This is a genomic window from Pseudoalteromonas sp. SR41-1 (assembly GCF_014164015.1).
GTDB classification, from domain to species: Bacteria; Pseudomonadota; Gammaproteobacteria; order Enterobacterales; family Alteromonadaceae; genus Pseudoalteromonas; species Pseudoalteromonas distincta.
In genome coordinates, this window is sequence record NZ_JACJEK010000001.1 from 287,308 (window position 1) to 300,180 (window position 12,873).

At 37.9% G+C, this 12,873-nt stretch carries 13 protein-coding genes and 1 pseudogene; 5 read left to right on the forward strand and 9 right to left on the reverse strand.

Annotated features, from left to right (window positions below; translation table 11 throughout):
- Positions 1 to 11 precede the first annotated feature (11 nt).
- Entirely contained in the window at positions 12 to 2,513 is a 2,502-nt protein-coding gene (locus tag H5118_RS01230; protein WP_182747470.1) for a S8 family serine peptidase, read from the reverse strand.
- A gap of 584 nt (positions 2,514 to 3,097) precedes the next feature.
- On the opposite strand from H5118_RS01230, the gene H5118_RS01235 reads away from it, so the two are divergent.
- The 4 genes from H5118_RS01235 to H5118_RS01250 are packed head-to-tail and all read left to right on the forward strand — an operon-like array spanning position 3,098 to position 6,228.
- Positions 3,098 to 4,600, forward strand: a complete 1,503-nt coding sequence (locus H5118_RS01235) for a curlin (protein ID WP_024595595.1) — start codon at positions 3,098 to 3,100, stop codon at positions 4,598 to 4,600.
- A 41-nt stretch (positions 4,601 to 4,641) separates the two neighbouring features.
- Positions 4,642 to 5,040, forward strand: coding sequence for a curli production assembly/transport protein CsgE (locus H5118_RS01240; RefSeq protein WP_024595596.1), 399 nt, complete (start codon positions 4,642 to 4,644; stop codon positions 5,038 to 5,040).
- Complete coding sequence (locus tag H5118_RS01245; RefSeq protein ID WP_024595597.1) at positions 5,030 to 5,455, forward strand: curli assembly protein CsgF; 426 nt, start codon at positions 5,030 to 5,032, stop codon at positions 5,453 to 5,455. Before H5118_RS01240 ends, H5118_RS01245 begins: the two co-directional genes overlap by 11 nt.
- Complete coding sequence (locus tag H5118_RS01250; RefSeq protein WP_182747472.1) at positions 5,455 to 6,228, forward strand: CsgG/HfaB family protein; 774 nt, start codon at positions 5,455 to 5,457, stop codon at positions 6,226 to 6,228. Before H5118_RS01245 ends, H5118_RS01250 begins: the two co-directional genes overlap by 1 nt.
- 81 nt (positions 6,229 to 6,309) lie before the next feature.
- On the opposite strand, the gene H5118_RS01255 is transcribed toward H5118_RS01250, so the two are convergent.
- The 6 genes from H5118_RS01255 to H5118_RS01280 all read right to left on the reverse strand — a co-directional run bounded on the left by H5118_RS01255 (position 6,310) and on the right by H5118_RS01280 (position 11,138).
- Entirely contained in the window at positions 6,310 to 6,999 is a 690-nt protein-coding gene (locus H5118_RS01255) for a LuxR C-terminal-related transcriptional regulator (RefSeq protein ID WP_182733389.1), read from the reverse strand.
- Positions 7,000 to 7,247: 248 nt separating this feature from the next.
- Positions 7,248 to 7,769 carry a hypothetical protein gene (locus H5118_RS01260; RefSeq protein ID WP_182747474.1) on the reverse strand — a complete coding sequence of 174 codons (522 nt, stop codon included), beginning with the start codon at positions 7,767 to 7,769 and terminating at the stop codon, positions 7,248 to 7,250.
- Positions 7,770 to 7,825: 56 nt separating this feature from the next.
- The gene (locus tag H5118_RS01265) at positions 7,826 to 9,364 is read right to left on the reverse strand and encodes an EAL domain-containing protein (protein ID WP_182747476.1); all 1,539 of its coding nucleotides are present in this window, start codon (positions 9,362 to 9,364) and stop codon (positions 7,826 to 7,828) included.
- Between the two features lie 78 nt (positions 9,365 to 9,442).
- Entirely contained in the window at positions 9,443 to 10,078 is a 636-nt protein-coding gene (locus tag H5118_RS01270) for an SGNH/GDSL hydrolase family protein (RefSeq protein ID WP_182693758.1), read from the reverse strand.
- Between the two features lie 8 nt (positions 10,079 to 10,086).
- Positions 10,087 to 10,599: a DsrE family protein gene (locus tag H5118_RS01275; RefSeq protein ID WP_024595603.1), complete on the reverse strand. Its 513-nt coding sequence runs from the start codon at positions 10,597 to 10,599 to the stop codon at positions 10,087 to 10,089.
- Between the two features lie 65 nt (positions 10,600 to 10,664).
- Positions 10,665 to 11,138 (reverse strand): flavodoxin family protein, encoded by a 474-nt coding sequence (locus H5118_RS01280; RefSeq protein WP_182674961.1) that lies wholly within the window; start codon positions 11,136 to 11,138, stop codon positions 10,665 to 10,667.
- A 77-nt stretch (positions 11,139 to 11,215) separates the two neighbouring features.
- Between H5118_RS01280 and soxR the strand changes: the two genes are divergently transcribed.
- Complete coding sequence (gene soxR / locus H5118_RS01285) at positions 11,216 to 11,677, forward strand: redox-sensitive transcriptional activator SoxR (RefSeq protein WP_182693756.1); 462 nt, start codon at positions 11,216 to 11,218, stop codon at positions 11,675 to 11,677.
- A 14-nt stretch (positions 11,678 to 11,691) separates the two neighbouring features.
- Here the strand turns inward: soxR and H5118_RS01290 are convergent.
- A pseudogene (locus H5118_RS01290) lies at positions 11,692 to 12,537 on the reverse strand (lipase family protein); the annotation flags it as partial.
- Positions 12,538 to 12,584: 47 nt separating this feature from the next.
- Complete coding sequence (locus H5118_RS20510; protein WP_259395063.1) at positions 12,585 to 12,857, reverse strand: hypothetical protein; 273 nt, start codon at positions 12,855 to 12,857, stop codon at positions 12,585 to 12,587.
- Positions 12,858 to 12,873 lie beyond the last annotated feature (16 nt).

Sequence of the window (12,873 nt, forward strand, 5' to 3'; positions counted from 1 at the left end):
AGTAGTGAAATTTATTCAAAAGAAACTGTGATGATATTCGAACATACATTTTCAGTAACACATAATTGGTAATCGTACGATGGTAACGTAGCTCCACGCACGTAATCACGGTAACGACCACTATCTGATGTTGTATCTACCAGCTCACCGTTACGGTATACGCTTAAGGACTCAGCGCCTACACGATCCCAGCTTAGATCTACTCGCATAGTATCTAATCGAGACTTATTAGCACGTTTTAAAGTCAGTTCTAGCTCTACATCACTTACAACAACCGTTTGAGTTGATGTACTTGTGTTGCCTTCACTGTCTGTTACCGTTAGTTCTACATCGTAATTACCTGATGCTGCATACACATGCATAGGGTTTTGATCAGATGATGTTGCTCCATCGCCAAAGTTCCAGCTCCACTGCGTAATATCGTTATTTGAATCTGTGCTTGAATCAATAAAGTTAACAGTTAAACCTTGTGTTTCAGCCTCAAAGCTAGCACGTGGTGGTTGTGGGCTAACTTCGCCAATAGCGCTTAGCGTTAATGACCAACCATTAATTGTGCCGGTATCGGCTGCAGCAGTATCTTCTACTTGTAGTGTCCAATCGCCTGTAGCAACTTCGCCGTTAAATGATTCAGAAGTAAAGCTTCTAACTATGTCGTCGTTTGAACCACCCACATTGCTTTGTAGCGTTACTTGTGTGCCTTGAGCAGATACTAACTTAACCACTAAGTCGCCTGAGTAAGTATGCGAAATATCTACATCAGCAGTAGTACCAAATACTGTTAAGTCATCAGGAACATTAATTACTGACACTGCACCTACTGGCGAGTTATCAGGAATATCAACACTTGTGTTACTGCTGTAAGTAAAGTCGTTTAAGCCAACAGGTTGAACCATTAATTTAACTGACTGCTCTTTAACAATATCACCAGCTGTAGCTGTTACAGTAAGCTCGTATTCGCCCCACTGAGTGTTAGTATCGGTTTCAACATTTAGCATTACTTCATCGCCTGGGCGCGCTTTAAGCGATGATAAATAAGCGCCGCCTAATGTTGTTGATAACTCAAGCGTTACTTCTTCATCCCATTCGGCAATTGAACCAATTGTAAATGTGTAGTTTGTAGCTTGGCCTGCTTCAATTTGTTGCGTAAGTGGATCGGCTGATATTTTAAAGCCAGGTGTAGGGTCTGCATCAATAAGCGCTTGGTTAACATTAAGACGAGTACCTGCAACCGTTACACCTTGTAGCGCAGCATTTGCATCGCCAGAGTTCATTAGTAAATCTTTCAGCTCTTGAGTGCTAAGCTCAGGATTAATTGACAATACTAACGCTGCAGCACCTGCTACATGTGGCGTTGCCATAGATGTGCCTGAGTAAGATGCATAGCTCTCACCTGGTGTAGTTGATAAAATAGCACTACCCGGCGCGCCCATATCAACGCTTGTTAAACCATAATGTGAAAACCATGAAATACCATCGGTTTGATCCGTACTTGCAACCGATAATACACTTGCGTTTTCGTAGTTAGATGGGTAATGCGGGTTAACATCGTTATCAATAGTATCGTTACCAGCTGCGGCTACAAAGAGTAAATCCGCCGCTTCGCTTGATGCAATTGCATCTGCTAGTGCTTGGCTGTAACCGCCACCACCCCAGCTATTATTTAATACGCGTAAGTTAACGCCTGAGTTTTTAAGGCTAACCATGTAATCAATACACTTAATAGCGTCTGATGTTGAGCCATTACCCGCAGCATCTAAAAACTTACAACCAACAAGTGATACTTCATGGTTAACACCTACAACACCAATACCATTGCCACCACTTGCGCCAATAGTACCTGAAACGTGTGTGCCATGGCCTTCGTCATCCATAGGGTCGCCACTGTCAGTAATGGCATTTATACCATGCACGTCATCTATAAAACCGTTACCATCATTATCAATACCATCTCCTGGTATTTCGCTGCTATTTACCCACATATTGCTAGCTAAATCACTGTGGCTGTAATCAATACCCGTATCGATTACACCTACCACTACATCGCGGCTACCTGTCGAAATATCCCATGCTTCTACTGCATCAATATCAGCGTCTGCTGTACCACCCGTTTGGCCATCATTATTTAAGCCCCAAAGCTCATCAAAACGAGGATCATCTGGCGTACGTGCAATGCTTACTTGGTAATCAGGCTCTACATATTCAATAGCTTGATGAGACTTTAAAAGCGCAATTGCGTCTTTAGTGCTCATTCCCGACACTTTAAACTTAGCTAAGCGACCTGAAAGTAAAGACGTATAGCTGTCATCAAGTTCATCTTTATTTAGATCAGTAATTTTAGCTTTAACTAATGAACGAGCCTGCTTACGCATTTCTTTCGTTGCATTACTTTTATATTTAACAATTATAGAATCACTGCTAGCAGTTACAGATTGCTTTACACCCACATCAGGAACTTTTGCAGCTGCTAAGCACGGAAGTAAGGCAAGAGTAATAATAGATAATTTTGTTTTCATTGTTCTATCCATAGTTTTGTTGGGTTAGCTTAGATGCTCTAAGCACGTTCTTTCACTATTTCGAGTACAAGGGATCACATGGCATACCCTAAGGAAACAACCAAACTAATCATTTAACAAGTTAAAAAATAAAAACGTTGTTAAAACCAACAATTTTGACCAGTTAAAGTATAAAAAAAACACTAAAGACAGACCTTTTAATGAAATTCACGCAAAGCCATTTACCTAATAAAGGGTCGGAGATTTTTACTGCTTTTAGATTGAATTAATAAAAAACCTCAACAACCGCACCATAACCCACTGAAAAATAAAAATTAAAAAATTGGTAAAAAATGATGATTTCAGAAAATACATTTGAGGAATACAGTAATTGGGTACTTAATAATTAACAGTTATTAAACGTAAGTTAAAAATAATGACAAAGCGTTTAGTGATAATTATTAACTACATCGAAAAATTTTACTTTAAGAGCTTTTCAAGCGGATCACAAAACATTATATCGGCACGGCATGCTGACACAGCAAATACCTTATAAAACCTATAAAATTTAAGGTGTTTGGTTTTAATATTTCAAGGAGAAAATAATGAAGTTGAACAAATCACTTTTAAGCTGCGCAGTTGCAATTGCAATGGGTACTAGCTTTGCTTCTTATGCAGATACTAACAACAAATCAGCATCAAGCTCAGAACTTGCTACCAACGTTTCTGTAGCAAGTGTTGAAAACTCAATGACTCTTATCCAAACTTTTAATGAAAATACTGCACTACTTACACAAGATGGTGATAGCAACACCATGCTTGTAACAACAACCGGTAATAATAACGAAACTGAAGTTGTGCAGAGCCAATTTGGTAATTATGCTGAAGTAATCACCACAGGTGACAACAACCTGCAAGTATACAGCCAAGATGGCGTTGCTAATGGTTTTATCTCTGAAGTGACTGGTAATAATAATATGTTATTTGTTTCACAATTTGGCCAAGGCTTTTTTGTAAATAATGAAGCGATTAATATTGTAACTGGTGATGATAATATTATTGATGTTGAACAAGGCACTGGTGGTCACTGGTTCTACAACATGGATATGCAAGGTAACGCAAATGAAATTACCTCACTGCAAACCGGTGAATGGCATGAAGCAGAAATTACGATGCTTACAGGCGACGAAAATACTCTTGATTTAGTTCAAGACGGTTATTGGAGTACCTTTAAAGTAAGTAGTTTACAAGGCAATGACAACGAGCTTGAAGTTGAACAAGTAGGTGATCGTAATGCTGTAGCATTTAGTGCAATTTCTGGTGATGCAAATGAAATTGAAATTGAGCAAGATGGCTTAACTAATGCGGTAACGTTTGCAACTGTAATTGGGGACGACAACCAAATAGATTTAGATCAAGAAGGTTCACTTAACACAATTGAATCAAACTTATTTGAAGGTTCTAATAATGAGGTTTCAGCGACACAAGTTGGCGCTGAAAACTTAATGACAGCCGATTTAATTGGTGACAACAACGAACTAACTTCAATGCAAAACGGTGATTTAAACGAAGCCTACATGGGTGTAATTGGTTCAGACAATGAATTTACATCAGCCCAAATAGGTGATTTAAACTCGATTCACTTAGCTAACTTTAACGGCTCTGGCAATGATGTTGATTTAGTACAAGCTGGCGATGAAAATGCCGTACTTGTTCAATCTTCATACCCAGATGTAACGCTTACATCTAACGATAATGACATCGATATTGCTCAAGACGGCTCTCAAAATGAAGCAATTGTTACCCTTGCTGGCATTTTAGATAGTAATAATAACCAAATTGATATTGCACAAAGTGGCACGTTAAACCTTATTGATATGATGGTTGAAGGCAATAACCACAGCATTGATATTTCACAAACAGGTGAAGGTAACTGGGTTACTGGCGTTGAACAATCAGCATTTTTAGTTGGTGGTGAAAACGTATCGTTTAGTGTTACTCAAATTGGTAACGACAATATTGTTGAAGGCTCAGTAATTGGCTTTGACAGCACTGTATCTGTTACCCAAATTGGTGATGGAAACGCAGCAACAATTACTCAAATGTAATTGTTGAGGTGGGGAGAGCGATCCTCTCCCCTTTTTAAATTATGAAAAAAAATATTAACTTTAATCGTTACCTACTCACACTTTTCCTATGTTTTTCTGGGGCAACTCATGCTGCGGATGAACTAGAAATAGATGGCTTATTACTTGATAGAAGTATTAGCCGCTTTGGTCATCAATTTTATTATGAATTTTCAAACTACTGGCGAGATCTCCCTTCAACAGCTGGTTTTAATATTGAAATAAAAGAAACCGTAATACCAAAAGCGGGTACACAACTTTCTTTAATAATGAATAACCAACTTGTTTACGCGACTTATTTAGGTCGCAGATTAGAACCCCTCGATGAACGTGTTGAGCAAGCTGTTTATACAGTAATAGATGCAATGGCTCGCTCAAACATGGCTGCATCAACACCAGATATGGCTAAAGATGGATGGTAAAATGAAAAAAATAGCCCTTATAATAATAACAATATTAAGTTTTTCAGCTTCCGCGACTGAAATAATTTACACCCCAATAAATCCAAGCTTTGGTGGTAATCCACTCAATGCAAATATGCTGCTGAGCAAAGCACAGGCTCAAAATAAGCACAAGGCTCCGGTAATCGAAAAAGGTTACGCTGAACAATTTCAAGACTCTTTAGAGCGCACTTACTTAAACCGCATGGTAAGAGAAATTACCGATATGGCTTTTGGTGAGGATATTGAAGATAGTATTTTTAATCAGGACTCAATTTTTATGAGTGGTGATTATCAAATTGAAGTTATAACCAGCACAACCGATTCTATTACAGTAAAAATAACAAACATATTAGATGACTCTGTTGTGATCATTGAAGTACCGAGGTTTGGATAATGTATAAACTACTAATAACAATAACATTACTGGGTTTGAGCGGCTGTACAAGTTTAGGTAAGCTTATTCCACCATCACAGCAAAAAGCAATTAGCCTAGAGCCAACTGAATTATTTGCAGACTTAAAAAACTTACCAAAACCTGTTGGCAGCATTCCGGTATCGGTCTACTCATTTAGAGACCAAACAGGTCAATATAAACCACAAACTAACGTTAGTTCGTTTTCGACTGCCGTTACTCAAGGTGCTAATTCAATACTCGTACAAGCACTGCATGAATCTGATTGGTTTACACCTGTTGAGCGTGAAGGTTTACAAAACATTTTAACTGAGCGAAAAATCATTCGTGCAGGCCAAACTGATAACCCTAACCAGGCTGAGTTACCTCCACTTACCACAGCTAAAATCATTTTAGAGGGCGGTATTATAAGCTATGACACCAATGTGAAAACGGGTGGGTTAGGTATGGAATACTTTGGTATAGGCGCATCTGAGCTTTACCGTGAAGATGCTATTTCAATTTATCTACGCGCTGTGGATGTTCGTACAAGTCAAGTGTTGCTTAGTGTGGCCACCAGCAAAAAAGTATTAAGCCAAGAGATGCGTGCAGGCTTTTTTAGATACGTAAGCTACAAACGTCTAGCTGAAGCTGAAGCCGGCTTTAGTGACAACGAACCTATGAGTATTTGTGTAACTCAGGCAATAGAAAAAGCACTGACAGACCTTATAACAAAAGGCATTGATAAAGGCTTATGGGCTAAAAAAGTGAGCTAATTACTCAGGCCGTCATCACAAATAAAAAAGGCTACTAACAGTAGCCTTTTTTATGGGAGAAATTGAGATTATATATGCTATTTATTTAGCCATTGGTAATAAAACAGAAACGTAGCGCTGAGCCCAATTCGCAAGCTCTACCCTGTTACGTGAGTTAGTTTTTTTAAACGCACTGTACAAATGTGTTTTTACAGTGTGGTCGCTAATATTGAGCTTATCAGCAATTGTATTGTTACTCGCACCTTGTGCAATTAAATGAATAACGGACTTTTCTCGCTTTGTTAAATGATCGTAATCGTCCTGCTTTAATTCAATGTCGTCATGTAGGTTATTAAATGACGATGCCACGGCTAAAATATCGTTAAAAGCTTTTGAAATCACTTTACGCGTAAACCAAAGCTCGCCAGTATCAACACGAACTAACCCTTTAAAAATATCTTCTGGCGCATCAGATTTATAAAAAACACCATTAAAATGGTTAAGCAATAAGTTTTGCTCGCACACATCTTCTTTATCAACATTAAAGATAACAACACTATGGTGTTTAGCTAAACAAATAAGGTCTGCGGGAATGAGATCTTGCCATTTGCTTTTAGCACCATCTATTAAAAACAAATCATAATTTGCACGCTGCTCAGCTTTAGGAATAACATCGTCCATTTTAATATCACCAAACAAGGCCTGTAGTGTTCTTAAAATAGTAGTGTAGTTGTGTGAATGAAAAGATGATTGAAATGTAGTTTTTACGAATACTGAGTTTTTATGGGGCATAAATTTCGTCCTTGAAACATTTACACTACATTACCTAAATCAAATACAACTTACAATGAGATTTTGGTATTAAAATAAAGTTATCGTTTCTCATCCTAAAACAGATAAAAACCTATTAAATCAATACATAACCTGCATTACTTTTATTTTACAATTGATTTTGTAAGATAAATAACAGATCGGATTAGTAGTTTAGTAATTATTAAAACCTTAAATATACATTATCGTAAACTAAGCTTTAGGGGTAATTATTCTATCGTCTCTTTTAATTTATTCAGCGCATCAACCGAAAAACCTCGATCATAAAAATATAAAATTTCGCCGCTGCTATTTATAAGTACCACACGAGAGTTATTTGGGCTTTGATTACCTGTAAACTTTTGAACTGTCTCGCCATCTTTATAAATAGTGATTACCCCACCCCATAATTCTTTAGGGATGCCTTTGCGCATACCGCTGTCTATAAATGTGCTAAACATACGTGGTGCTATGCCGGCAATGGTTGGTAGTTCGTATGTAGGGAGCGTTACGCCCGCCATATCTAAACCAATTAACCAACGGTCTATATCAAACTGGCTGTCTTGCTTGTACCCAATGAGCAGTAGTGTTTTATCTGCTTTAAAATCACTTGGTATAGTCACCATAGTTTGCTCTAAGCTTTCGCCACTAATGCTTGGGAACTGCTTACCTGTTAATTGCTGGTTTGGGTACTGTGTTGTACATGCGCTAAGTAGTAAAAGTGCAAAAGCACTTAATGTTAATTTGATCATAATAAACCTAATATTTATAAATTTCATACCGATACGTTTAGTATGGCAGCTGAGATCTAAAAATGCTGATTAGTTATATAATTTTTAAATTTAGACGCAGTCATGGGCTTACCGTATTTCCAGCCTTGTCCGTAATGCACACCCGCTGTTTTTAAAATGGCTTCTTGCTCAGTGGTTTCAATACCTTCTGCTACACAGGTATAATTAAACTTATGCACAAGTTCCATAATATTTGGGATCATAGAGGCTTTTAAGCCCTCAGTTGTTATATCTTGAACAAACGTACGATCAATTTTAAGTTGATGAAAGCTCAAATTTTGTAAGTTTCTTAAATTTGAATAACCCGTACCAAAGTCATCTAATGATAAGTTAAATCCCGATTCAACCAAGGTTCTAAAATGAGCATGCGCGATGCTTGTATCAAGGTATTCGTCTTCCGTTATCTCTAAACAAATAATAAAGCGTGAATTGGTAAGCTCTTTAATTTGTGGCAGCAACGACACGTTACCCAGCTCTACATCACACGGAAATATATTAAGCGACACTTTAAAGCCTTCAGGCAATACCTCTATAGAAGTTAACTCTTTGATTGTGGTGGCAATCATGGCCTCAGTAAAAGTCCAGGTTAAATTGTTTTTTCTAATAACCGGAATAAACTCATCTGGAAATAAAACACCGTACTTATCTTCAAAACGTGCAAGTACCTCGCAACCAATCAGCTTGCCACTTTGCAAACAAATAATAGGCTGGTAAGTCCAATAAAATGATCCCTTTTTGAGTCCTTTACGAATACGCTGATTAATAGAGCGACGTGCAGCAATTCTTGCATCAACTATTAACGCACTCGATATTCCCGCTAAACAGGTTAAAATTAACGAAATTATTAGTAATAAGTGGTTATTAGAAAAAAACAGACTCCAAGGTAAGTGCACTACCACACAATATTGGCTACTTGCAGAACTGCAAACTAAATTAGTTTCGTAAGGAAAGAAAACATTGTTTTTTACTTGAAGGTAGAGATCCTCTTTACCTGCTAAATGATGCAAAGTATTTGGTGTTTTATAAACAACTTCCCAATCTGGCACAGTAATGCCAATGTTGGTAAAGGGAGTACTCTGCATAATTAAATTATAGTCCCCTTGTCTGACTATAATTACCTCCATAGGGCGCTCACTAAATAATAATAGATAAAGCTCTGGCTCAAAACGAACCCTCACCTGTTCATCATCTCGAATAAAGTCAGGCTGTTTGTCGTTAATTGGTTTACTTAATAAGCCTGCACCCGTAGTACAAACTAGCTGATTATCTTTAAAAAAACCTATATCAATTACATATTTTGCGTCAAATAAAGCTCGGCGCATCTCAAGAAGAGTTGTGTTGTCACACTGTTTAAACGCAAGCTTATTTAATGGGGTAAGTATTCGACGCCGCTCTGCAATTGCACCTTCTACATGAGTGAGAATATACTCAGCATCTGACTTTGTTTGTGCTGTTAATTGCTGCGCTGCAAAATTGAGTAAAATTATACAGCCAGTTATAAAAACTAACACTCCGGTTAGAACGGCTATAATAGATTTTTGTTGGTACTTTTTCATAGTATCTCGAAGTTGTTAATTTATATCACTACTTTATTAGATGATTGCATAAGACGCATTAAATTCACACAGATAGATTTAACAATTATTGAGTGAGTTTTGAACCAATTGCGCTATTTTAAAGCCTATTGCCAAATGTTGGATATCATCAAAATGAATCCCATCACCATCTGTTATGTTAATGAACGAGTTAAAATCAATAAAAGCGCACTTATTATTAGCTGCAACGCTTTTAAATGCACTAGAGAGCTTTGTTACTTTTGTATCAGCCTCTTCATAAATACGTGAATACTGCTCGGTAATTCTTATTTTAGGTGGGCTAGCAATAATAATCTTAGGAGATTTTAAAGTACTACCTTGCTGATAATAACTATGTATTGAGTTAATTAAATCATTCAAGCCATCTGCTATTAAAGTAGGTGTTAAATTAAAACGCTTTTTAAGATCGTTTGTACCAAGAGCTATAATAATAAAGTCGAGATCATGCTTATCCAAATAAGGCTTTAAATAGCTAACACCATTAAGCACACCGTCAAACGGGGGATTATGCACTAACGTGCGATTAGGTTGCCCTGCCTCTATTACGTTAAAACCACACCCTAAGTTTTTATTTAAAAGTGATGTCCAACGGGTATTTTCATCAAAGCGTTTACCCGTTACAGGGTTTAAGCCCCATGTATTTGAATCCCCAAAGCAGAGAATATTTTTTATTATTTGAGTCATTAAAATGGATTGAGCGTATAGCCTTGCTGTTGAAGTTGTGCGTGAGCGGTCATAGCCGAAAGCGACATTTTTACACCCTCAATTAAAAGCGCTGGCGTTACTTTAAAGTGAGTAGCAGATTGCCCGCAAACATACACTTTAGTGTTATTTGCTAGTAGCTGCTCAATTAATGCTTGGTTTTTATTGTCAGCGTTAAAGCGTTTTTTATATTCGCTATTAGCTAACACATCAACACTTGCGCTGCCGTGCACAACTAATGCAAGTTGTATGTTTTCAGGCTTTACGCCATGCGCCACATGCATGTTAATAAAACGCGCTAGCGAATTTATTGAATTATTTTGCGCGCCTTTTTCAGCGCCATCAGCAACATCAAATGCTATTTTAAATACCGTAGCGTCATTAATTTCATCATGCTCGGGTACATTGTAATAATTACCATATCCCTTAATTGGTTGCTCTGTTGCATATATTAAAGGGCTAAAAAGCAGCACTAACAATAGTAAATATTTCATAAAACAATTCTGTGTTTTTTAAGATTATTACTAAACTACCAGAGACAACCAAAAAAGGCTGCAATTTAAGCAACCTTTTGGGTACTTTTATGACTGTGGTTAATAAACTGCATACCTAAATAACTAAACGTATTTTTAAACTGCTCTACAAAACAGGCGGGGGCTTCACTTGATGACGCATTAGAAAGCACTGAAAAATGCTTACTACGTAAACTACGAAGCTTAGGTTTTAATGCTTCATCGTCCATATAATCGGTTATTCTATCTATAAATAATTTCATTTGTACCGTGGTGCTGTACCAATAAACAGGAGACGCGAACACCCAATGATCATATTTTAAAAGTGCTTCAAACACAGCGTAAAAATCATCATTTTTATAGTTTTTGTTATAGCAGTACGGCGCAATTTTATAATCATCTAAGCATATTACACGCACATTATTTTGCTCTGCAAATCCATTAACGTGCGCCTGTGTATTACCATTTTTGCGTGCGCTTGAATAAATAATAACAGTGCTACGCTCAAGTTTTTGTTGCATTTAGTTAGCTCCTTTTTTAATGTTGAAAGAAGCTTAAAACCTCAAGCTATATTGAGGTCAAACGGAAATTAAAAATAATGCCAATAGATCAAAAAAAACTAACTGAGGCCAACTTAACCGTGGGTTATGTAGCAAAGCGTAGCGGCGTAAAAGTATCAACCCTACATTTTTACGAAACAAAAGGACTAATACGTAGCTGGCGAAATGGCGGCAATCAACGCCGCTATAAAAAAGATGTACTGCGCCGCATAGCGGTAATAAAAGCCGCACAAGCAATGGGAATAACCCTTGATGAAATTAAACAAACACTGGCCACATTACCTGATCAGCGCACACCCACGCAAAAAGACTGGGCAGCCCTTTCAAAGCAATGGCAAGCACAGCTGGACGAGCGGATAGTGTATATGCATCGTTTGCGCGATCGCGTTGATGGATGTATTGGCTGTGGGTGCTTATCTATGAGTAAATGCCCTATTTATAACAAAAATGACCACTTAGGCGAAAACCAAAGTGGTGCTATTTTGTTAGAGCGAGATTGAGGGCTAGATTAAAGTTAATCTAAGCCGCTTAGCCCCTCTCTCGCCGCTCGGTATAGAGCGCCTAGGGTTGAATCGAATACCGATTTTATAAAACTATATGTTAGCTCCACCGCTTTACTGATTACTTTGCCTGCAAACACTAACATATGCCCTAGTAAACCTAAGGTTTGTGTTGCAAACGAGGCTGACGCTTTAGCTATTTTATCTAAAGTACGCGCCAACATATCGTAAAAAGTGAGCCCAGTACCAATAGCAGCTTGGGCAGCAACTGCACTGTAATAGCCGGAATCTTTTAAAAGTGTGACTAACGCAGCCCCTAGTTTATCAGCCCAGAGGGAAGTAAAAGAGGCTTGATTTCTATCTTCAAACTTCAAACGTACAGGGGTACTCAAAAAATGATTAGCTTGAATGGTTAAGTTGTTCCAATTATTACTATTGGCTGTGTTTATATAGCCAGGCGTACCATTGAGGGTATGGGCAGCACCTTTTAAACCTTGCCCATTATCTAAGCGAATTTCTTGACCGCTATAAGGTGCATGCGAGAACGGCCACAAAGGTACCTTAGCAACTGGGTCTGCACCATGAGTACAGCGATAAATTTTATCAATTCTTGATGTCGCAGCCCGAGAGAAGTTTTCAAGCCCAACGCGCGGTGAGCCAAACGTATATAGCTTTGCAGGTATTGAATATTCAGCTCTAATCCAATCAGCAGAAAGCGTCGCTAATGCACCACCTAAGCTGTGGCCAACTAAATGAATACAATCGGTTACTTTATCTTTAATATTAGCTTCAACAAACTCCTGTAACGCGGGCTTCATACTGTAAAAGGTCTTATTAAATCCAGCATGCACCATACTGCCATTTGAGCCTCCACTTAAACCAAAATGGCCATCAGTTAAGCCATCTCTTAGCGAGTTAGTACTCGAATTGTTATAACCGAATCACCCTGATAATCGCCAAGCCCATGCCCTACTAAAGCAAAACCCGTACTTAAATTAAATAAATGGGAGAAAAAACCGCCCGTTACCCCTTGTACTGCGCCAGGGTTAACTGAAAAGTTAAAATTGTCGCGCAAAGATGCATGAAGTGAACGATGAAGTAAGTTAGTGGTTTTAATGCTTTTTGCTTTATAAGCAAGGTTAGCTAACTGTACCGCTTGGGTTGGCGTCAAAGTATTCATATAAGTTCCCTTTAAA

Bases quoted from the DNA above. Each gene is read 5' to 3' on its own strand.
- H5118_RS01230 (WP_182747470.1), bottom strand. From the start codon at position 2,513: ATGAAAACAAAATTATCTATTATTACTCTTGCCTTACTTCCGTGCTTA.
- H5118_RS01235 (WP_024595595.1), top strand. From the start codon at position 3,098: ATGAAGTTGAACAAATCACTTTTAAGCTGCGCAGTTGCAATTGCAATG.
- H5118_RS01240 (WP_024595596.1), top strand. From the start codon at position 4,642: ATGAAAAAAAATATTAACTTTAATCGTTACCTACTCACACTTTTCCTA.
- H5118_RS01245 (WP_024595597.1), top strand. From the start codon at position 5,030: ATGGATGGTAAAATGAAAAAAATAGCCCTTATAATAATAACAATATTA.
- H5118_RS01250 (WP_182747472.1), top strand. From the start codon at position 5,455: ATGTATAAACTACTAATAACAATAACATTACTGGGTTTGAGCGGCTGT.
- H5118_RS01255 (WP_182733389.1), bottom strand. From the start codon at position 6,999: ATGCCCCATAAAAACTCAGTATTCGTAAAAACTACATTTCAATCATCT.
- H5118_RS01260 (WP_182747474.1), bottom strand. From the start codon at position 7,769: ATGATCAAATTAACATTAAGTGCTTTTGCACTTTTACTACTTAGCGCA.
- H5118_RS01265 (WP_182747476.1), bottom strand. From the start codon at position 9,364: ATGAAAAAGTACCAACAAAAATCTATTATAGCCGTTCTAACCGGAGTG.
- H5118_RS01275 (WP_024595603.1), bottom strand. From the start codon at position 10,599: ATGAAATATTTACTATTGTTAGTGCTGCTTTTTAGCCCTTTAATATAT.
- H5118_RS01280 (WP_182674961.1), bottom strand. From the start codon at position 11,138: ATGCAACAAAAACTTGAGCGTAGCACTGTTATTATTTATTCAAGCGCA.
- soxR (WP_182693756.1), top strand. From the start codon at position 11,216: ATGCCAATAGATCAAAAAAAACTAACTGAGGCCAACTTAACCGTGGGT.
- H5118_RS20510 (WP_259395063.1), bottom strand. From the start codon at position 12,857: ATGAATACTTTGACGCCAACCCAAGCGGTACAGTTAGCTAACCTTGCT.